General features: G+C 70.6%; 13 protein-coding genes. 5 read left to right on the forward strand and 8 right to left on the reverse strand.

The window, feature by feature from the left end:
* Positions 1 to 85: 85 nt before the first annotated feature.
* From FGD71_RS06750 to FGD71_RS06760, 3 genes are all read right to left on the reverse strand, one after another.
* Positions 86 to 754, reverse strand: a complete 669-nt coding sequence (locus FGD71_RS06750) for a peptidyl-prolyl cis-trans isomerase (protein WP_119099467.1) — start codon at positions 752 to 754, stop codon at positions 86 to 88.
* Positions 751 to 5,043: a glycoside hydrolase family 38 N-terminal domain-containing protein gene (locus FGD71_RS06755; protein ID WP_119099468.1), complete on the reverse strand. Its 4,293-nt coding sequence runs from the start codon at positions 5,041 to 5,043 to the stop codon at positions 751 to 753. The genes FGD71_RS06750 and FGD71_RS06755 overlap by 4 nt, the downstream gene beginning before the upstream one ends.
* 142 nt (positions 5,044 to 5,185) lie before the next feature.
* On the reverse strand, positions 5,186 to 6,070 hold the full coding sequence (locus FGD71_RS06760; protein ID WP_119099486.1) for a MurR/RpiR family transcriptional regulator: 885 nt from the start codon (positions 6,068 to 6,070) through the stop codon (positions 5,186 to 5,188).
* A 271-nt stretch (positions 6,071 to 6,341) separates the two neighbouring features.
* On the opposite strand from FGD71_RS06760, the gene FGD71_RS06765 reads away from it, so the two are divergent.
* Positions 6,342 to 7,106, forward strand: coding sequence for a sugar isomerase domain-containing protein (locus tag FGD71_RS06765; RefSeq protein ID WP_119099469.1), 765 nt, complete (start codon positions 6,342 to 6,344; stop codon positions 7,104 to 7,106).
* 77 nt (positions 7,107 to 7,183) lie between these two features.
* Here the strand turns inward: FGD71_RS06765 and FGD71_RS06770 are convergent, their stop codons facing one another.
* From FGD71_RS06770 to FGD71_RS06785, 4 genes are all read right to left on the reverse strand, one after another.
* On the reverse strand, positions 7,184 to 10,249 hold the full coding sequence (locus FGD71_RS06770; RefSeq protein ID WP_240436429.1) for a beta-N-acetylglucosaminidase domain-containing protein: 3,066 nt from the start codon (positions 10,247 to 10,249) through the stop codon (positions 7,184 to 7,186).
* Between the two features lie 218 nt (positions 10,250 to 10,467).
* Positions 10,468 to 11,283 carry an SAM-dependent methyltransferase gene (locus FGD71_RS06775; protein ID WP_119099470.1) on the reverse strand — a complete coding sequence of 272 codons (816 nt, stop codon included), beginning with the start codon at positions 11,281 to 11,283 and terminating at the stop codon, positions 10,468 to 10,470.
* 107 nt (positions 11,284 to 11,390) lie between these two features.
* Complete coding sequence (locus tag FGD71_RS06780) at positions 11,391 to 11,603, reverse strand: DUF397 domain-containing protein (RefSeq protein WP_119099488.1); 213 nt, start codon at positions 11,601 to 11,603, stop codon at positions 11,391 to 11,393.
* A 26-nt stretch (positions 11,604 to 11,629) separates the two neighbouring features.
* Positions 11,630 to 12,505 carry a helix-turn-helix domain-containing protein gene (locus FGD71_RS06785; protein WP_119099471.1) on the reverse strand — a complete coding sequence of 292 codons (876 nt, stop codon included), beginning with the start codon at positions 12,503 to 12,505 and terminating at the stop codon, positions 11,630 to 11,632.
* 309 nt (positions 12,506 to 12,814) lie between these two features.
* Here FGD71_RS06785 and FGD71_RS06790 point away from each other — a divergent pair, with 309 nt between their 5' ends.
* The 4 genes from FGD71_RS06790 to FGD71_RS06805 all read left to right on the forward strand — a co-directional run bounded on the left by FGD71_RS06790 (position 12,815) and on the right by FGD71_RS06805 (position 16,618).
* A complete protein-coding gene (locus FGD71_RS06790) occupies positions 12,815 to 13,258 on the forward strand; it encodes an ATP-binding protein (protein WP_181359134.1) in 444 nt (147 codons plus the stop codon).
* 97 nt (positions 13,259 to 13,355) lie between these two features.
* Positions 13,356 to 14,420 (forward strand): effector-associated domain 2-containing protein, encoded by a 1,065-nt coding sequence (locus FGD71_RS06795; protein WP_162931047.1) that lies wholly within the window; start codon positions 13,356 to 13,358, stop codon positions 14,418 to 14,420.
* 114 nt (positions 14,421 to 14,534) lie between these two features.
* A complete protein-coding gene (locus FGD71_RS06800; protein ID WP_140935837.1) occupies positions 14,535 to 14,714 on the forward strand; it encodes a hypothetical protein in 180 nt (59 codons plus the stop codon).
* 29 nt (positions 14,715 to 14,743) lie between these two features.
* Positions 14,744 to 16,618 carry an HEXXH motif domain-containing protein gene (locus tag FGD71_RS06805; RefSeq protein WP_119099473.1) on the forward strand — a complete coding sequence of 625 codons (1,875 nt, stop codon included), beginning with the start codon at positions 14,744 to 14,746 and terminating at the stop codon, positions 16,616 to 16,618.
* Positions 16,619 to 16,724: 106 nt separating this feature from the next.
* Here FGD71_RS06805 and fxsT read toward each other — a convergent pair whose 3' ends face one another.
* On the reverse strand, positions 16,725 to 20,717 hold the full coding sequence (fxsT, locus tag FGD71_RS06810; RefSeq protein ID WP_162931048.1) for an FxSxx-COOH system tetratricopeptide repeat protein: 3,993 nt from the start codon (positions 20,715 to 20,717) through the stop codon (positions 16,725 to 16,727).
* Positions 20,718 to 20,778 lie beyond the last annotated feature (61 nt).

The following is a 20,778-nucleotide window of genomic DNA, read 5'->3' on the forward strand; positions in this document are numbered from 1 at the left end:
GTACGTGAATCCGGTGTGTAAGTCCTGCGCGAGTCCGGTACGTGAGTCCCGTACGTGGGTCGGCGCACGTGAGATCCGCCGCTGATCAGTGCCGGTGCTCGTGGTCCGGGTGGGAGGGGTCGCCGGGGTGCTCGTGGCCGACGGCGTACACCACTCCGGCGCGGGCCCGGTCCAGCCAGTCGAAGAAGGCCCGCCGGCCCGCGGTCCGCCGCAGTTCGCGCGCGATGTCCTCGCGGGTCTGTTCGTACGGCAAGAAGTCCCCCGGCGCCGCCCCGTGGAAGGGGTCGACACCGCGCCGCAGCGCCTCCGGGGTGAGGAAAAGGTCCTGGTTGCGGTCGTAGTAGTCCCGCACCGTCTCCTCGGGGACGGCCTGCTCGGCCTCCAGCGCGACGAGCAGAACGCGCGCGGCCGGGGAGTGGGCGAGCGCGGCCGCGACGATGCTGCCGAGATCGGCGACGTCGGCCTCGGCCACGGCGAGCACCTGGGACGGTGACACCTCGTCAGGGACCTTCAGCCCCCGCTCCGCGCAGGCCCGGCGGGCGAGCTCGTCCGTGACCACCACCTGCGTCGCCCACCGCCGCCGCTGCCGCTCGGCCCGGGCGAAGGCATCGGGGCGCGTTGCGCCGTCGCGCGGCGGGACGACCTCCAGCAGCGCGTCCACCCGCTCTTCGGCGAGGGCCGCACCGTTCACCAGAGCGGCCGTCCCGCGGGGAGCGTGGGGAGCGCCGGGAGCGTGGGAAGCGTGGTCCTTCACAGCGTCACCTCCAGTGCGACGGCCTCCGTGTAGGCGACCCGGCCGTGCCAGGCGATCTTCGCCATCAGCCAGTACGAGCCCGGCGGCACCGCACCTCCGTCCACCTCGATCGCGCACTCCAGCCGCTGACCGGGCGGCACGGTGAACCCCTGGCAGCCAGGACCCACTCCCGGCCAGGTGCCCCAGGAGGACACGGCCCACAGGGCGCCGCTGACCGGGTCGCGCGTGGTGTTGTGCACGGTCACCGGAACCCGGCCCCGCTCACCCCTGCGGACGCTGACCCGCTCGACTCCCAGCTCGGACACCAGCGTTGGGCCGGTGCGCCCGTCCGGCTCACCCTCCACAGCGGTGCCCGGCACATCGAGGGCCACGACGTCCTCGTACGTCTGACCGCCGTACGACAGCCGTGCGGCGAGCCAGTGACGGCCCGGTACGGCGTCGGGGGCGGGCGCCACGGTGACCTGGGCGAGTGTGAAGCCGCCGGGGCCCAGCGCGTACGGCAGTTCGGCGGGCTCGGCGGACCAGCCGGGCGGCACCCGCAGGGTCACGGTGCCCGAGACCGGGGCGTCGGTGAGTTCCGAGGCGACCCGGACGGTCGCGGTGACGGGCCCGGAAACGGTGAGCGCGGTGGGCGACACGTACACCGCCACCGGCATGTTGCCGCGCGGCGCGGGGCCGGAGTTGTGCAGCCAGTAGCGCGTGTGGACGGGCTGGGCGGGCTCGTGGGCGGCGACGCCGGGGCCGGTGGACAACGTCGCCGGACGGTCCGGTGTGGCCAGGACGGTGGCGACCTCGAAGCCCGTCAGGTGGGCTCCGAGGCCGCCGTCCTCGACCGGGGCGAGTGGCTCCCCGGGCGTCTCCAGGAGGTCGGCGCGGGCACCCTCGGTCCACGCCCTCGGTCCGCGCACGCGCGGTCCGTGGACGCGCGCCCGCACCGGCCGCCCATTCACCTCGTGCATCCGTACGACGACTCCGCGCGCCGGGTCGGCCGGGGCCACGCTGCCCCGGGCGAGCGGGGAGCCCGCCGGCTTGAGGGCGTCGAGGAGCACCTCACCGGCGGGCTCCAGGCCCAGCAGGGTGGTGGTCCTCGGCAGCAGCGCGGCTTCGCAGGTGGTCCGCGGCCGTGTGGTGAGCGGATGGTTGAACTCGTGTCCACGCGCGGGCAGTCGCAGCTCCCGCCAGTCGCCCTCGCCCGCGACGACGGCGTACTCGAAGGTGTGCGACCAGCGCTGGAGCTGGAACGCCGAGCCGTCCGGTGCGGTGCGGCGCGGCGGGTCGATCCAGATGCCGGACGGCCAGCCGGTGCAGGAGCGCATCAGGGACATGTAGAGGTCGCCGGAGGCCGTGACCACGCAGCCGGGCGTGCCCCGGTTGAGGACGGCGAAGCTTCGCCCGTCCCAGGCGTCGCCCGGCGGCAGCGCCTCGCCGCCGCCCGCCGCCGTGGCCGTGACGGTCGCGTCGTCGAGGTCCGCGATCAGCGTGTCGACCGCCTTGGCGTCGTCCTCGGGCCCGCCGCCCGCGACGACGAGCAGGGGGAGGCGTTCGAGGTCGCGCAGGTCGGCGCCGGGCACCCACTCCTCCCGCAATCCGGCCCGTGGCGCGACCCACACCGCCGCCACGCCCCGCTCGGCGAGCTGCCGCCTGAGCTCGCGTCCGGCCGCGGGGTCCCAGCCGAGGGCCTCGGCGACCAGGGAGTTGCGCTCGGGCGATCCGACGGCGATGCGGATGTCGGGGAGATTGGAGTCGACTTCGAGGTCGCCGTAGCGCGGCCCCCCGGCGATGGTCGAGGTCGCCGTGACCCCGGCGCGCACGAGGGCCGCTGCGAGCGGGGTGCCCAGTTCGCCTGCGTCGTCCCAGTCCGCGTACACGAGTTCGGCGACCCCGATGGACCGGTGCCCCAGGAGCGCGCCGGAGTCGTCGTGGACGGCCACCCGCGCGGTGGACCCGAGCCCGAACCAGGTGTTGGCCGGGTTGTCCAGCGTCCACGGGAACCGCTCGCTGTCCACGTCCACGAACCCGAACCCGCGCCCGATGACCGCGTCGGCCACCTCGTGCACCGGCAGCCCGCCCTGGACGGAGGACGGCCACCGCACCCGGATGAGCCGGTCCGCACCGTCGTACCCGTCGATCGTGGTCGTCAGGTCCAGCCGGTCGACGCCCTCCCACAGACACAGCCGCTGGGTGTACCGGAACAGGCCGAGATCGGCGGTGACCGTGATGCGGGAACCGCCCCCCGAGCGCTCCACCGTCACCTCGGCCGGCACGTCCCGGCCGCGGGCGACGGTGGTGCCGGTCGGGGTCAGGTGCCAGGGCCCCTCGCCGAAGCGTGGATGCCTCGGGTACTCCTCCTGGATGACGAGTTCGTTGCCGACGTCGCCGGGACGCAGTAGTTCGCGTCCGCCGTCCGCGCGGGCGCGCAGGCTGCTGACGGCGCCGCCGCGCGCCGGGTCGACGGTCACCTCGTAGAACTCGTTGCGGATCGTCGTGCCGTCGCGCGGCGTCCACCCGGACACCGAACCCTCGGCCAGGGGAAGGGCCTTGAGACCGAGACCGGGCACGTCCGGTACGACGACGCGGAGCCGGCCGTCCTCGTCGTGCACGGCGGGGAGGGGCAGGCCGGTGCTGTCGTCGAGCGGGAGGAGGTTCTGGTCGTCGATGGTCACCACGTCCCGCCGCGGCCAGGTCGAGGAGTTGAGGACGACGAGGTCGGGTGTGCCGCCGGGCAGCGGGGTGACGTGGTCGGTGAGGGCCTGGGTGGCGTCGGCATGCACGGTCTCGGCGAGGTCGTACAACTCCCGCCAGCCGGTGAGCAGATCGATGTAGACCTGGTCGGACTCGGAGCCGGTGATGGCGTCGTGGTGGGCACCGTAGACGAGCTGCCGCCACGCCTTGTCGAGCGCGGCGTCCGGATACGGCCGCCCCGTGACGAGGGAGGCGAGCGTCGCCCAGGCCTCGGCGTCGGCGAGCAGCGCCTCGCCGTACCGCTGGGCCTGCTTGGTGTCGATGTACGAGACGTCCTTGCCGGTGTAGACCGGGTTCATGTCCCGCGTCTGCGGCGAGGCCTTGCGCCCCTCGGCGTCCAACTCCGCCCGCACGGCGGCGAAGAAGTCCCGCGGTACGGCACTGATGAACCGTGGCCAGACGTAGCGGGCGTTCCAGTCCCGGTGGATGTCCATCATCCAGCGGCACGGCGGCGCGTAGTCCCCGCCGACCGGGAGCAGCACATTGCGGGTGAGCGCGACCTGCTTGAGTCCCTTGAACAGCTTGTACGCGGCCCGCTCCGCCTCGGGGAGGGTGGGGGCGTTGTCGATGGCCCAGCCGGCGCCGTAGTGGTTGACCATGTAGGCGGTCAGCAGGCCGCGCCCGGACGGGGCGATCCAGCTGAACTCGGCGGGGAACTGCATCCGGTTCGGATCCCGTGGCTCCTCGCCGAACACGGAGAGGGTGGGCCCCCACTGGTGGAAGGGCCCGCGCGCCCACGAGCTGGAGGAGAGGCCCGCGTCGGCCATGAGCCCCGGGAACTGCGGGTCGTGCCCGAACGCGTCGAGCTGCCAGGCGGTTTCGGGCGAGGCCCCCAGGATCGCCCGCTGGAAGCCGTCTCCGTACAGGGCGTTGCGTACGGTCGCCTCGGCGCCGGTCAGGTTGGTGTTGGGCTCGTTGTAGGTGCCGCCCATGATCTCGACGCGGCCGGTGCGGATCAGCTCGCGCAGGAAGGCCCGCTCCTCGGGGAAGGCGTCCCAGTACGGCTTGAGGTAGTCGACCTCCGCGAGCACGAAGGTGTACGCCGGGTCGCGGCGCGCCAGATCGCAGTGGGCGCGCACCAGGCTCATGCCGGACTGGCCGCGCGAGTCGAAGGTGCGGGCCGGCAGGCCGCTCGTCGCCGGGTCGTCGGCGACGTCCCAGGTCTCCGTGTACGCGCCCTGCGTGTTCCACCAGACGGGGTCGTAGTGGAAGTGGCTGACCATGAACATGGTCCAGCCCGGTTCGGCGGCGACGAACTCACCGGTCCGCTCGGCGGATCGCGTCGGATCGTCGGCGTCCCGCGCGGTCACCGTCACCGGGCAGCGGGCCCCGGAGGCGAGGTCGGCGGCCATGGGTATCTCGGCGCGGACGGTGCCGTCGTCGCCGACCGTGGCGAGCGCTTCCCCGGCGCTGCGCACGCCCTGGCCGACGGCGCTGAGGCGGACCGTACGGCCGGGGTCATGGCCGATCTCGGCGATCAGTACCTGGTGCGGCTGCTCGGGGGTACCGACGAACAGCTCGGTCGACTCGACTGCGGTGACACGCATGGGTCTCCTACGAGGGCTCGGCTGAGCCTCATCCTGACACCGCCGGGATGGTTCAAACAACCATGCGTGTGCTATTCCGGTGGTTCATCTATGCAGATCGCCCGCGGTGATCACCGCGGGCGGAAGGGATGGAGGGGATGGCTCAGCGGGCGCGGCGGGACTTCACCGCGTGCTGACCCGCGATGTGGTCGGTCAGGGCCAGGGAAGCGCTCGCGCGCTGGTACGACAGCTGCGCGACCCGTACGTACAGGCAGTCGATGAGTACCAGCACCGAGTGCCGTGCGCCGATGCTGCCGGTGCGGAAGCTGGTCTCCGACGACGAGGAGATGAGCCGGACGTCCGCGGTCCGGGCGAGCGGCGAGCGCGGGTCCGCGGTGAGGGCCACGGTGGTGGCCCCGCGCTCCTTGGCGAGTTCGAGCGGTTCGAGGGTCTCGCGGGTCGATCCCGAGTGGGAGATGCCGATGGCCACGTCCGCCGGGGTGAGCAGGGCCGCGGAGGTGACCGCGGCGTGCACCTCGTTCCACCCGCGCACCGAGCAGCCGATGCGGAAGAGCCGTACCTCGGTCTCCTGTGCCACCGCGCCGCTGCCGCCGACGCCGTAGACGTCGATGCGCCGGGCGCGGGCGACGGCCTGCGCGGCGCGCTCCACGGCGTCGAGGTCGATGCGGTCGATCGTCTGCTGGACCGCGCGCAGGTCGGCGCTGCCCACGACCGCGACGACCCTCTCGAGGTCGTCGTCGGGGGAGATGTCGGGACCGATCTCGGCGGTGCCCCAGTCGGATACCTCGCCCCGGCCGCGCTCCTGGGCCAGTTCGATCAGCAGGTGCTGGTAGGAGTCGAGCCCGATGGCGCGGCAGAAGCGGGTCACCGTCGCCTGGGAGGTGCCGGTGCGGCGGCCCAGCTCGGCGGCCGAGCAGTGGGTGACACCGGCCGGATCTTCGAGGATCAGCTCCCCCACCTTCCGCAGCGAGCCGGCCAGGCGGGGCAGCTCGGTGCGGATGAGTGCGGTGACGTCCGTCGGGGGCATTCCGTTGCCGGCGCCGGTCCGTTCCATGGGGTTCCCGATCTCTTGGATGCTCAGTGCTGAGAATGTAACAGCCACCGTACGACCCCCAGATTGAAATTCAGGACCGGCGGTCAGGGAGACAGCGCCTAGGTGGTCGGGAGGCGGTCGTGAGGGTGTTCGGCCGAGGAGCGCGACCGTGATCGGATGTTGCCCGCCGCTCCCAGCGTGTGTTTTATTCATTCACAGAGAGCTGTATGCGATGGTGGTTCAATCCACCAGTGGGGAGTGCCGCGTGTCCGTCGAGTCCGTGAACGCCAGCGGTTTCGCGCGTGAGAGCCTGGCCGTCCTTGACCGCATCACCGAATCGGCCCGTGACGAGGTGCGGCGAGCCGCCGAGCTGATCGCCGACTGTGTGGGCGCGGACGGCGTCATCCAGGCGTTCGGCACCGGACACTCCCAGGCCATCGTCCTGGAGGTCGCGGGCCGCGCCGGTGGACTGGTGCCCACCAACAGACTGAGCATCGCCGACCTCGTCCTGTACGGCGGTGACGACCCCAGTGTGCTCGACGACCCGCTGCTGGAGCGCAAGCCCGGTGTCGCCGAACGGATCTACGACCTCGTCTCGCCACGGCCCGAGGACCTCTTCGTCATCGTCTCCAACTCCGGCGTCAACAGCGTGATCGTGGAGATGGCCCTGCACGCCAAGGAACACGGTCACCGCGTCCTGGCCGTCACCTCGCTGACCCACACGAGCGCGGTCCCCGCCTCCCACTCCAGCGGCAAGAAGCTCATGGACATCGCCGACGTGGTACTCGACAACGCCGCTCCGCGCGGCGACGCCCTGCTCGAACTCCCCGACGGAGGCGCCGTGTGCGCCCTGTCCACGCTCACCGGGGTGATGCTGGTTCAGATGGCCGTCGCCGAGGCGACCTCACTCCTCCTGGCCGCCGGGCACCGCCCACCGGTCTACGTCTCGGCCAACGTCCCCGGCGGCTTCGAGGGCAATCTGGAGCTGGAGAAGCGGTACGCCGGCCGTATCCGCCGCACCGCGAGCTGACCCGATCCGCACGCACCGCCGCACCGCCCCACCGCCCCACCGGCCGTGACCGTCAATGAGCCTCCGGCCCGGCCCGGTCAGTCCACGGGGACCGGGCTGAGGGCGACGGCGAGCGGATAGGCGCCGGTGGGCAGGGGCGTCCCCGGAGTGCCCGTCGAGGTGTCGACCGGTACCAGGACGTTTCCGTCGGCGGTGGTGACGTACGCCTCGGTGCCGTTCCAGTTCAGGGCGATGTCGAACGCGGACTTGCCGACCTCGACCGGGGTGCCGGGGGCGCCGGTGACCGTGTCGACCGGGGTGACGGTGTCGCCGGTGCTGGGGCTCACCCACAGGGTCCGCCCGTCCGGGGACAGGCCGAGACCGTAGGCCTGGCCGGAGACCAGGAGCGTCGGCTCGGTGTCGTGGGTGGCCGTGTCGATCGGAGTGACGGTAGAGCCCCCGGAGTTGGACACGTACACGGTCCTGCCGTCCGGCGCGGCCACGACGTTGAAGGGGCGGGGCCCCACCGGGATGGCAGCCCCGGCCTGCCGGGTGGCGAGGTCGACCGGGGTGACGGTGTTGTCGTGGATGTCGGCCACGTACAGCGTCCCGCCGTCGGGGGTGATGGCCATGTTCTCCGGACCGGAGCCGACCGCGACGGGGGTGCCCGCCTTGAGATCGGCGGTATCCACTGGCTGGACCGTGTTGTCGGAGTAGTTGGCCACCCAGAGCGTGTCGCCGTCCGGGGCGAGCGCGAGGCCGGCCGGGACGCGGCCCACGGCGACCGTGGCCGTGACCGTGCCGCGCGCCACGTCGATGACGCTGACCGAGTTCGACCCCTGGTTGGCGGCGTAGGCGGTACGTCCGTCCGCGCTGAGGATCACCTCACCGGGGTTGCTGCCCACGGAGATGTTCGTGCTCTTCCCGGAGTCCAGATCGATCGAACTGACCGAGGCGCCGCTGAAGTTGGCCGTCAGCGCCCTGTGTGTGCCCGTGCCGTCGCTGACCTGGACCGGGATCGCGCGGTCCAGGACGGCCGTGCCGTCCACCGAGCCCGTCGCCACGACGGAACGGACCCCTGCGGGGGCATCCTCCCGCGCCGTGAAGGTGACGGTGGCCAAGGCGCCGCCTCCCGAGGGGACGGTCAGGGTGCCCTCGTCGGGTGAGGCGGTGACACCGTCGGGCACGTCGAGCTTCCAGGAGACCGTCCGGGCGGAAGTGGACTGCTTGTCGGACAGGGTCAGGGTCACCGTTTTTGTGCTGCCGGGCTTCAGGGCGAGGGAACCGGGATCGAAGGAGACGTCGATGCCGGGATCGGGCGCGTTCTCGATCACCGTCGTGTAGAGGAACTGGTCCATCACACCCGGCGACACCTGCTGGGGTATCGCGTCCAACTCCTTGCGCTGCGCCCGGAGTCTCTTCCAGTACGTGGTGACCGCGTCGGCGTCGCCCCGCTTGTTCGCCAGCAGCAGGTCCACGGCCGTCAGGCCCGCCGTGCCGTAGCGGCCCAGCTTGTCCAGCCATGCGGAAGTCTCCGTGAGGAAGCCGGGGTTGTCGAGGCGGGCGCGCAGTTCACGGGGCGTGGCGGCCATGTCGGTGAAGTACGCCCTGAGCGCGTCGGCGGCGTGGTCGAGGCCGCTGTCCTGCTCGTACGCCTTGCGGAAGGCGGCGATGAGCGGGGTGAGCGTGGGCGATTCGGTCGCGTCGAGCTGGGAGGAGTAGTTGTTCTCCGCGAAGATCCGCAGCCATTTGGCCGCGGCGGGTCCACCGAGGTCGCGGACGGAGGCGAGGAAGGCCGTCCGCGGGTCGTAGGCGTCCGGGTTCCAGAGGTAGTCGGCGGAGGTGAACAGGGCGATCCGGCTCGCCTGACCCTGGATCATCGGGTTGGCGGTCACTCCGGTCGCCACGTTCGCCACACCGGGTTCGCGGCCGTTGTAGGGGCCGAGCAGCAGGCGGCTGGTGACGTAGTCGTTGACGGGGTAGTTGTCCCAGATCAGGATCGGGTGGCCGTACACCTCGCGGGCCCGCTCGACCTGGTCGGCGGTGATGGTCGGTGCGATCACGCCGACCCCGGTCCACTCCACCACCACGGCAGGGTCCAGCTTCTCCCGCAGGGCCTTCTTGTAGGGGGTGTCGGTCAGGTCGGAGTACTCGGTGGGGACCATCTCCAGCGGTTGCAGACGGGAATGACCGGCGGAGAAGTCCTGCCACACCCGGTTGAGCAGATGTGCCTGGGCCGTTCCCGCCGCGCCGCCGCCGGTGCCGAACTCCTTCTCGTCGGCGTCGCAGTTCCACTTCGTGTAGCTGATGTCGTCGAGCGGGATCGCGAAGGAGCGGACGCCTATGGCGTAGAGCGAGTCGAACTTGGCGGTGAGGGCCTTGATATCGGCATCCGAGGAGTAGCAGACCGACAGCCCGGGCGACAGGGCGTAGGTGAAGCGGACGTGGTTGGCGTCGGCCCGGTCGACGAGTTCCCTGAGCCGGTCCAGCTCGGCGGGCGGATACGCGTCGCGCCACCGCGCCCGCAGGTACGGGTCGTCCTTGGGCGAGTACACGTAGACGTTCTGCTTCGTACGACCGTAGAAGTCCAGCTGGTCCAGCCGCTCGGCCTGCGTCCAGGGGGTTCCGTAGAAGCCCTCGATGACTCCGCGCAGCGCCGCCGCCGGCCAGTCCCGCACCGTCACTTCGGGGACCACATAACGGGATCCACGGGTCTTGGTGACGAGTTGGCGCAGGGTCTGGGCCGCGTAGTACGTGCCGGTGGTGTCGACGCCGGACAGGGCGACGACGGCCCGGCCGTCCGTGCGCCCGGACGCCAGGACATACCCTTGCGGAGCCAGGCCTGCCGGGGACTCGGCGCCCAGGCGTTTCAGTGCCTTCCCCGTGGCGCTGTTCTCGCCGGGGCCGCCCACGAAGACCGTGAGTCCGGCCGCCGGAGGCTTGTCGCCTTCGCCCACAGTGATGATCTTGCCGACTCCGGCGCCCCGCAGGACGGTTTCGACGAGACGCCGGGCCGACGGATCGGTCCGGGGCCCGACCACCTGCACGACCCGGTCGGGGACAGTGAGACGGCCCGAACCCGCCTTGACACTCCGGGGAGTCGGCCACACCTTCGGAACGGTGGTTGCCGGCCCCTCCACCGCCGCCGACGGCGGGGCCGTCACGCAGACGGCCGTCAGCAAAGCGGCGACCAGCAGCGCCGGTCGCCGCGTCCATCTCCTGACTCCTACACGAGTGACACGAGGGGCACGAGTGGCTGAGAGCACGGGATCTCCTCGATGGGTGAATGGACCCACCGGGGGATGCTAGAGATGCTGAATCAAACATTCAATGGGGCCCGCGAGGTCGACCGCGCCCCGTGGGGGCGGCGCGGTCCGCCACATCAAGGTTTGCGGGCCACCGCCCCGTACATCGCGATGTCCTCGTCCCGGATGGGCTCCGTGCTCGATCCGTCCGGGTGCCACTTGTGGACCTGGGTGATGCCGGGCTCCACGAGTTCGAGGCCCTCGAAGAACTCCTCGGCCTCCGCGAACGTACGCAGCCGCATGGGCATGTTGCGGGCCGCGTACTCGCGCGCGACACGCCCCACCTCCTGAGGCGCGAACTCGGCGGTGCCGATGGACATCGCCAGGTAGCTGCCCGAGGGGAGGGGTTCCAGGAGACGGCGGACGATGCCGACCGCGTCGTCCTCGTCCAGAACGAAGTGGACGATCGCGATCACGGTGAGGGCGACCGGCTGGGTGAGGTCGAGCGTCTCGCGGAACTCCGGGGCGGCGAGGATGCTCGCGGGGTCGAGCATGTCCGCCTCGACGTACGAGGTCCGGCCCTCGGGGGTGCTGGCCAGCAGGCCCTGGGAGAGAGTGAGGACGATGGGGTCGTTGTCCACGTAGACCACCCGGGACTCGGGGGCCACCGACTGGGCTATCTCATGGAGGTTGGGGGAAGTGGGAATGCCGGTGCCGATGTCGAGGAACTGGCGCATCCCCGCCTCCTCGGCCAGCCAGCGCACGGCGCGATTCATCCAGTCGCGGTTGGCTCGCATGTGGATCGGCAGGGCGGGCCACTCCCGCGACATGGCGTCGCCCGCTTCCTTGTCGGCGGGGTAGTAGTCCTTTCCGCCGAGGATGTAGTCGTAGATGCGCGCGGAGTGTGCGCTCTCGGTGTCGATACGGTCGGCCGGCCATCCGTTGTCGGGCACGCAGCCCCTCCCATCAAATCGTCGGTAACTGGCGCGCTCACATGCGAACGATGCGAATGATGCGAACGCTCAAGAAAAACAAGGGTGTTCAGAGAAGACAGGGGTGTTCACAGGAGGAAGTCGGCGTCACCCGCCTTCACGCCCGCCAGAAAGCTCGTCATCTCACGCGGGGTGAACACCAGGGCCGGGCCGTCGGGGTCGGTGGACTGACGCAGCGCGACCCGTCCGTCGCGCAGCTTCTTCACCTCGACGCAGGCGCCTCCCGCGTCGTCGCTCCACGGCTTGTACCAGTCCTGCGTGCCGAGATCCCGGGACGGCATCCCGCTGTGTATGTGGTGGTGCACTGTCAGAGCTCCTTGCGTATCGCACCGAGGAGAGCCTCGGTCTTGCCGGCGGGCGCCGACTGGGCGCCCAGCCGGTCCAGGGCCTCGCGATAGACCAGGACGTCGTCTTCCTTGTCGAGATAGACAGCGCCCACCAGGCCGCTGAGATAGACGATGTCGGGCAACTCGCGGGCCCTGAACCGGAAGAGATGGAACGCGCCGGCCCGCATGGCCGGATGCGGACCGTTCCCGAACGGCATGATCTGTACCGTCACATGGGGAAGCGCGTTGACCGCGATCAGATGGTCGATCTGGGCGCGCATCACCTCGGGCCCGCCGACCGGCCACCTCAGCACCGTCTCGTCCATCACGATCCACACGCGCGGCGGCTTCGGACGGGACAGCAGTTCCTGACGCTCCATGCGCAGCGCGACCCGGCGCTCGGTCGCGTCGGCCGGAGCATGCGGATTGCCCGCACTCAGCAGCGCACGCGCATAGGCCTCGGTCTGCAGCAGGCCGTGGACGAACTCCGCCTCGTACGCACGGATCTGCAGCGCCGCCTGCTCCAGACTCAGATACGCGGCGAACCAGTCCGGCAGCACATCACGGTACGTGTGCCACCAACCGCGCTTGTTGGCCTCGCGGACCGACTTCAGGAAGGTGTCGATCTCCTGCTGGTCCCGCACGCCGTAGACCTGAAGCAGTTTCTCGGCGTCCGTGAGCCTGAGCCGGGCCACCTTCGCGGCTTCCATGCGACGGATCGTGGAGTGACTGACCCCGATCGCCGCGCCCGCCTGCTCGTACGTCAGACCGGCCCGGGTCCGCAGCTCCTCGAGCTGCCTGCCGAGGATCATGCGCAGCACGGAAGGGGCGCCGCCCCACTCGGTTTCCGCGGTCACGACCTACCCCCTCACGCTCACGCTCGGGCTTCTAGATCGCAGTCTGTCACGATCATCCGTCTCCGGGGCGGCTCTGTGCGCTACAAAATGCAATTTTCAAGTTGTTGGTTGCGAGGTGTAGTTGGCAGGTGTCACAGTGGTCGTATCGTCCCGGCCCGGTGAACGAAGCGGTCGCGCGGCCCAGTTGGGGGAGCAGGGGCCGCAGCTGGTCGCTCACGGCGAGTAGTTGGTCGCATCGTGCGACGAGGCCGGACGGTGCGACACCGGCACGCCGCCTGTGGTGCGAAGGCAGACGAAAGGCGAACGGCGATGGCTACGCCCTCCCTCCCCCAGCCGTTGGGCCGACTGCCCGAGGACGAACACCTCCACAAGACAGCCGTGTTCGGCCTGCCCGCGAACCCCGCGTCGGTGGCAGTGGCCCGCCGCAATGTGCGCGAGCTGCTGAGCGAGTGGGGCACGAGCCGCGAGGCCGGTGACAACGTGGTCCTCGTGACCTCCGAACTCGTCACCAACGCCATCATCCACACGGCGAGCGACCTGATCGTGTGCCGACTGCGCACCTCCGGAGAGCTGCTGCACATCGAGGTCGAGGACCAGAACTGCTCCCGCACCCTCCCGGAAGCGCGCCGGCCGAAGCCCGACGACCAGAATGGACGCGGGCTCATGCTGATCAGCGAACTGAGCAGCGACTGGGGAGTCACGGACACCGCCGACGGAAGCGGCCGCGTCGTCTGGGCCGAGCTCCCGTCGTAGACAAGGGCCAGGTGAGGGAAGTCGCGGGAATGAGCGGGCGGTCGCGCGGGGAAGCCGCCACGGGGACCGGAACCACCCACCGGGTCTGATGTCAGCGGTGGCACACGGGCTGGAGCCGGTGCGAGCCGCCGAAGTACTGGTGAGCCGGCCCGGTGCGGAGCCCGGGCGGCGCGGGTCGGGCTACCGGGTGGGAGCGCGGTGCGTGCTGACGGCGGCGCACGTGGTGGCGGGGCCGGTCACGTCGGTACGGGTGCGCGTCGATGCCGATCGACCGGGGGAGTGGAGCGCCGACGCCCACGTCGTGCTCCTCGCCGAAGCCGCCGATGTCGCCCTGCTGGAGATCACGGGCGCGCCGTCCGTGCCCGGAGGCAGCGAGCACCCCCGCTACGCCGCGGTGCCCGACGCCGACGTGGTGCTGCCTTTCAGCGCGATAGGCTTTCCACGGTTCAAACTGCGGACGGACAGCATGCGCCTCCTCGACGACGACGGCGCCGTCGGCCAGTACCGGGACTCCTGCCACGTCACGGGAACGGTCTCCGTACTGTCCAACCGCCGGGAGGGCACCCTCGAACTGGCCGTCGTCGCGCCGACGGACGACAGCGAACCGCAGCGCTCGCCCTGGGAAGGCATGGCGGGTGCCGTGGTGTGGAGCGACGGCGCCGTGATCGGAGTGGTGGGCGCCCATCACCGCTCCGACGGGCGGGGGAGGCTGGCCGCCAGCCGTGTCGAGCACTGGTACGACGTGCTGTCCGCCACCGAGCTGGAGCGGTTCCACCAGTACGCCGGCCTTCCGGCGCGTGAGCGGCTCGGGTCCGCCGCGGACCCCGTACACGCCCCCTGTGTCACCGGTCTGGCCGCGCTGCCCGCCGATGTGCCGCTGCGCCAACTCGCCGACCTCGTCGATGCCTTGGTGGAGCTTCCCTCGCTGCGCAACGCCAACAGCCTGGCCCTGGTGCTGGACAGCATCGACGCTCAGGTCGCGGCCAACAGCCCGCGGGATCCCCGGCTGAGGATGGACGTGTACGGGATCGTGCGCACCTGTCTGCGCTATCCGGGCACCCTCGATCAGTTGCTGGAGACCGTACGTCTGCTGGAGGGGCCGTCCTCGGAAGTGGCCCGTGTCGACCATGAGGCGGCCCAACTGGCCCGGCATTACGGCTGACTTGATCTCGCGGCGCGGCCTGGTTGCGGGGTTTCGGCTTGCGCCGCGCTGGGTCATCATGATGAGGGCACGGACCGCGCGGACAAGGAAATTACGGGAGGGGACTTGGCAGCCGTGGAGCAATCGATTCCTGCCGTCGAGTCCGGTCTCGTAGATCTCTCGGGGGTTTCTCTTGAAGCGCTGCGCTCCATGGACAGCACGGCCATCGCCGAGTCACTGGAGCGGCTGCTGCACCACATCGACGACCCTCAGTCCATCACGGAGTCGGGGCACAACCCGTCACGTCCCGACTGAGGGGATCGGCTCGGTGGTGGGGAGTCCCTATGCCGGGTGAGCCCACGGCCTCGGCGGACCTGCCGTTCCACCAACTGTCGGCGGTGAGCTTACGGACCCTTGTCCGGGGCGAAGGCGGCGGCGCCGCGGCCGCGGAGATACTGGCCGCCGAGCGCAGCCGTCGACTGCTGCTTCTGCGGGCTCTCGACGAGGGCGTTTCCAAGGGCGAGCCACCGCAGGCGTATGGGACGGCGCTGTCGCACCGGGATGCCTGGTCCCTCCTCGAACGCGTCCAGCGGCAGGCGCCCGAGGTGTTCGAGGACGTCCTGATGTCCCCGCCCACCGGTATGTGGGTGTCCCTCGCGCTGCGTCAGATGCGAGGCAAGTCCTCAGAGGACGCCCCCTTGTGGGTGGTACTCGGACACCTGTCGGCGCTGGCCGCCGCGGCCGGTGCCCGGGCCGGTCTGGACTTCTCGTTGGCCGTACCCGTGCGCCGTGGCCTGGTGCCGCTGCCGACACTGGGGTGCGCGGTGCTGCCCGTGCGTGAGCCATGGAGCGTGGCCCAAGTCGAGGCCAGGCGACGTGAGTTGACGATCAGTGGCGAGCACGGTCAGGTGCTGGTTCCGCGGGATGCGGAGACGAGCGGTCCTGGCTGGCATGCGGTGCGCCACGTCGTACTGGAGTCCGGAGAGCGTCCCAAGCGCCTGCCCCTCGAAGAACTGGACCCCTACCGGACGTTCCCCCGCCCGAGCGAGCCCCGGCTCCTGTCCGCTGCCGAGGCTGAGGCATGGGAGGGCATGCTCGCCGACGCGTGGGAGATCCTGCTGCGGGACGAGCCGGAGAGCGCCGAGGGAATGCGGCACGGGCTGCTGTCGATGGCTCCCACGCCGACGAGGGAAAGGTTCCGGCCGTACAGCGGGACGGCCGGGGACGCGTTCGGAGGTGTCACGGCGTCCTGTCCGGACGACGTGCCGCAACTCGCCGCCACGCTGGTGCACGAGTTCCAGCACACCAAGCTGGGCGGCCTGATCCACCTGCAACCGCTGAGCATCGCCCAGGCCGCGCAGGATCCACAGGAGCTGTTCTACGCCCCTTGGCGGGATGATCCTCGTCCGCTGAGCGGCTTGTTACAGGGGATCTACGCCTTCACGGGGGTCACCCGTTTCTGGCGCGTCCATCGGTACGCCGCTGGTGCCGCGCAGGCCTCGTCGGCGCACTTCGAGTTCGCCCTGTGGCGTGCGCAGGTATGGGCCACGTTGAATCTGGTGCGCGGTCACGAACGGCTGACACCCCTGGGGCGGCACTTGATCGAGGAGCTGCGCGGTCAGTGCGCACAGTGGCTGGCCGACCCGGTTCCGGACGCCGAGTCGGAGCTGGCCCGGGAGGCGGCAGCCGACCACCGGGCCCGCTGGCGTGCGCACCATCTACGGCCTCCCGCCGCGGCCGTGGAGGAGACTGTGCGGGCCTGGCAGCGGGGCGATGACCGCGCGCCGGCCGGCCTGACCGCCGAGCCCGAACTGGTGCCGGACAGTGAGTTCCGTTTCCTGGACACTGCGGCCGTCCTGATTCGGCATCGCCTCAGCGAGCCCGACGGGGCCTGGCGGCAGGCTGCCGCCCAGGCCTCCCAAGATGCCGCTGGGGTCGAGGGCGCCACCGCGGCGGACGTCCTGCTGGCCTGCGACGACCGGGCCGGAGCCCGAGCCGCCTTCGTCGCGCAGCTCTCCGGCAAGGGCGCACCCGTGGCAGCCTGGGTCGGTCTGGGGCGGGCACTTGCCGGTGAGGGGCAGGTCCGGAAGGCCGCCTCCCGCGTACTGCTCCGCTTTCCGGAGCGGGCCCGTGCCGTGCACGAAGCGGTCGAGGCCGCCACGGACCGGGCCCCGGACCCTGTGCGCCTCGCGGAGTGGCTGGGGCAGGGCCAGGGCTAGGACTAGGCCAGGGCTGGCGGACGGAACGTCAGTGTCCTGAATCGAACTGACGATCAAGGACACTGGGTTCTGCGCATGCCGTCGAGTCGCCCCCGGCCCTGACCGGTCACAGCCTCAGCGGGTCGATGTCGCAGTTGGCCCGCTGCCCTTCCTTGGCCTGCAGCGTCGCCGGGTGTGCGGTGCTCGGGTCGGCTCGCAGCCGTGGGGCGTCGAGAACTCGCTCCATCCGCTCGAGAGTGTCCTGGCGGAGCGCGGTGCCCTCCTCCTCGGCGCCGACGGCGATGAGGTCCATCGCCAGGTTCCCGGCGCACGCCAACGTGGTCGGGTGGTCCGCGCCGAAGGTGGACAGGCACAGGGGCAGCGTCGCCTCGCCCCGGGTGCGGGCCTCGGCGTGGTTGCCGAGAGCGGCGAGGTCACTGGCGAGGTTGATCGCACAGTTGAGGGTGGTGGGGTGAGCCGTGCCGAGCCGCTCGGTGAGGGATGCGAGAGCGGCCTCGTCCAGGCGGTGCGCCTCCTCCGGCTGGCCGAGCAGCCGCAGGGTGACCGCGAGGTTGATGTCCGAGGCCAGGACATGCGGATGGTTCGGGTCGAAGACCTCGCGGTAGTCCTTGCAGGCGTTGACGCCGCGCGCGCGGGCCGCCTGCAGATCGCCGTTCTGGCGCAGGGCCACCGACAGGGCCAGCGCGGCTGACAGCGACTGGGGGTGGGCGTCGCCGTAGCGCCGGGTGAACTTTCCGTAGGCCTCCGTGGCCAGTTCGAGAGAGCGGGCGTGGTCGCCCGCCTTGCGGCAGGCCTCGCTGAGCTGGCGCATCACAGCGATGGTGGCGGGGTTTCCGCGGCCGAACACATCGCGGTACGCATCCAGAGCGGCTTCCTGGAGGGAACGCGCACCGACGTAGTCTCCCGTCTCGCGCACATCGATGGCGACGGAGTTCTCGGTGATCAGGGTCCGTTGGTCGTCGCGGCCGAACAGCCGCAGCTTGAGTGCCAACGTGTGCTGGTCCAGTTCCAGGGCCCGGCGGAACTCTCCGGCCGAGCGCAGGCTCACCCCGAGGTTGTGGGCGGTGTTGAGGGTGGTGGGATCGTCCTCGCCGAAGGCCCTGCGGGCCCGCTCGTACGCGATCTCGTCCAGCTCGGCGCCGGTGGCGAACCTGCCTTCGACGCGGCGTACGGCGGCTTCGAGGTTGATCGCGTCCAGGGCGTCCTCTCGGGTGTCCTCGCCGTCGGCGGGGGCGGTCCGCACATAGATCTCCCGGAGCTGGGCCACCAGCGTGGCCGCGTCGTCGAAGCGGCCCACGACCAGATACATGAAGCAGAGCCACTGCCCCATGAGGAGCGTCTGCTGGTCCTCCTCGCCGAAAATGGTGCGCCAGGAGTCCCAGGCCTGCTCGGAGAAGTCGAGCGAGACCTCGTGGTCGCCCCAGTAGTAGAGGTAGTTGGCGATATTCATGACCAGCTGCCGCACCCACGGCTGGTCGGACTTGACCGCGTCGGAGGCGATGACATGACCGTAGAGCTCGGCATACCGGGACCAACTCCCCGGGTTGGCCGGGGATTTCGGGTCGGCGGCGGCCAGCAGGGTGTGGGCGCCGTGGCGCATACGGGCCTGCTCTTCGGCGGTCATGCGGTTGTTCAGCACGAGCTGGACCAGGCGATGCATCTCGATCGAGTTCGTGCGGTGGTCGATCCGCGCGAGGGAGTAGCGGTTCACCTCCCTTATGGCGCGCGCGAGCTTCATCGGATCGTTCAGCGTCGCGTCCAGTTCGGGGAAGATACTGCTGTTCCCGAGACCGGAGAAGATGGAGCGGGAGATCGGGTCCGGGGCGAAATAGGAACACAGCTGCAATAGCCGGAGGGCGGCCGGGCTCCGGGTTTCCAGATGGTCGAGGGAGACGTTCCAGGCCGCGGCGACTGGCAGCTGGTAGTCCGGCGGCGGAGCCACTTCGAGGAGTTCGGTGCGCTTGTTCTCGAACAGCCGAAGGTATTCAGCGGCGGGCATACCCGTCTCCGCCCGCCAGGCGGCGGCCTGCTCCAGCGCCAGCGGCAGGTCTCCCAGCGCCTCGGCCAGCTGATCGGCCTCGTCCTCCTGGAGAGGCGGCCCGGAGCGGCGCAGCAGTTCCTTGCTCTCCTCGCGGGTGAACACATCGACTTCGAGGGAGCCGCCGACCAGCCCCCACCGCCGGTTGCGGGAGGTGACCAGGATCGTTCCGTTGCCGCCCGTCGGAAAATAGTGACGTACCTGCTCCGGATTATCGGCATTGTCGAAAATGAGCAGCCAACGGGAGAAGGGCCGCCCCTCGCGCAGCGCCTCGCGGACCGCGGGACCCGCGATATTGGCCTCGGTGCTGGTCTCCAGCCCCAGGCGTCCGGCAAGCTCGACCAGCGCCTGCCCGATCTGGCCGGGCCGTTCCGCGGGAATCCACCACACGATGTCGTACTCCGACTGGTGGCGATACGCGTACTCGATGGCGAGCTGTGTTTTGCCGACACCGCCCATACCGTGAATCGCTTCCGGCAGAACCGTGGTCGTGCCTTCTCGCAGACGCTCGTCAAGCCGTTCCAGCAGCGCCATGCGGCCGGTGAAATTGGGATTTCGGGGCGGCAGATTTCCCCAGACGCGCGGTTGTGATGTGCGGTCCCCCTCCACCGTTCGCTGGGGCGTAGTCGACATCTCCGATGCTCCTTCAGAAACGGTTCGAGAATGGGGGGGAGCACCGTGTTCAGCTGCCCCCGGCCCGGACGGTGCGGGACCTGACGAAAGGTGAGGTGTTTTCTCCAGGCTGACCGCGTATCGCCGATCGTGCCAGTGCAACACCCTGGCCAACATGGCGGCACGCTGCGCGTACCGCCCCGATAGCGCTCGCAGCGCAGCGAGCTCCACGCGCAGGAATGCGATATTGCGACTGTTCACACGCGGCATGGCCAGGGTGTCCAGCGGTTCGCCGGGCGGTGGCAGGGGCGAGGCGGCTTCGTCGTCCGCGTTCGCGGTCAGTGACGCGCGTACGTCACGCAGAATTCGCGCGGTGTCGCTCCGGCGGCCCAGGGCCAGGAGTTCCTCGCGGATGTCGGGAGCGAAGGTGAACGCCACATCCGCCGGGCCCTCGCCGCGCACCCGGCCGGCCCTGACCAGACCGCTCATCAGCAGTTCCGACACATGGGCCGGGCCCGCGCCCGGAGTCGTCCCCACGATCCGCTGGATGACGGGAAGACTCAGCGGCGCGGCGGACAGCCGGGTCGCGAGCGTGAACGCCGTGGGGGAGGCGCCGGCCCGGAACTCCGAGACACGTTCCGCCGCGGGCACCGTGCTCTGCGGGTCCGGGACGTGCCCCACCCAGGGGAGGCCACGCGCGGCGTCGGGCCTGCGCTTCCACTCCCTGGCCTGAATGGCGGACAGATCCAGCCAGTCCGGCTCCCGCCCCGAGACCAGGCGCGTCAGGGCCGCCGCCCAGCTGTTGGTCAGAGCGAGGACCGGTATGACGACGGAGCCGGCGTCGGCGTCCCCGTCGGAGTCCCCTTCATCTCTTTCGTTTCTTTCATCTCTTTCGGTCTCGTGTTCGTCTGTGCCGGGTAATTCCACCGGGGCGACGCGCGGTTCCCAGTCGAACTCGCTGTTGGCCGCCCAGGCGCGGGGGGCACGGATCCGCACCCGGGAGACGTCGAGCCCCGTACGGAACCACAGCTGCTGGGGCAGCAGGTGGACGACGGCGACGGGGGACGTACGTCCCCAAGTACGCAGCAGGGGCTGTACCGCGCCCGATCTCCATCCGGCGGCCAGCCCGTCGGTCAGCATCAGCACCACACGGCGCACCCGCGCGCCGTCGCCGAGCGGTTCCTCCAGCCGCATCCGCGCCGGATCGGTCTCGTCCGTCCCCAGCAGGCGCACCACCCGGACCCGGGTGAAGTCCCCCGCACGGTCCAGTTCACCGGCCAGCTCGCCGACGGCCCGGTCCCACAGCTTCATCGTCAGGTGGGTGTCGATGACGAGGAGCGCCTCCGAGGGCTCCTGGCCCCCCGGTCGGCCGAGCCTGCTCAGGACGTGTGCGGCCTCCTGTCGGGCCCGCGTAGCCGGTGCTGGTCCCTGACCATCGTCATCGTGCATAGGTGCTCTCAAAGCGTCGAGGTGACGGTGAGAGGTGCGCGGAGTCCCGCAGACCGCGGGC

It is taken from the genome of Streptomyces sporangiiformans, from assembly GCF_005768555.2.
Lineage (GTDB): Bacteria > Actinomycetota > Actinomycetes > Streptomycetales > Streptomycetaceae > Streptomyces > Streptomyces sporangiiformans.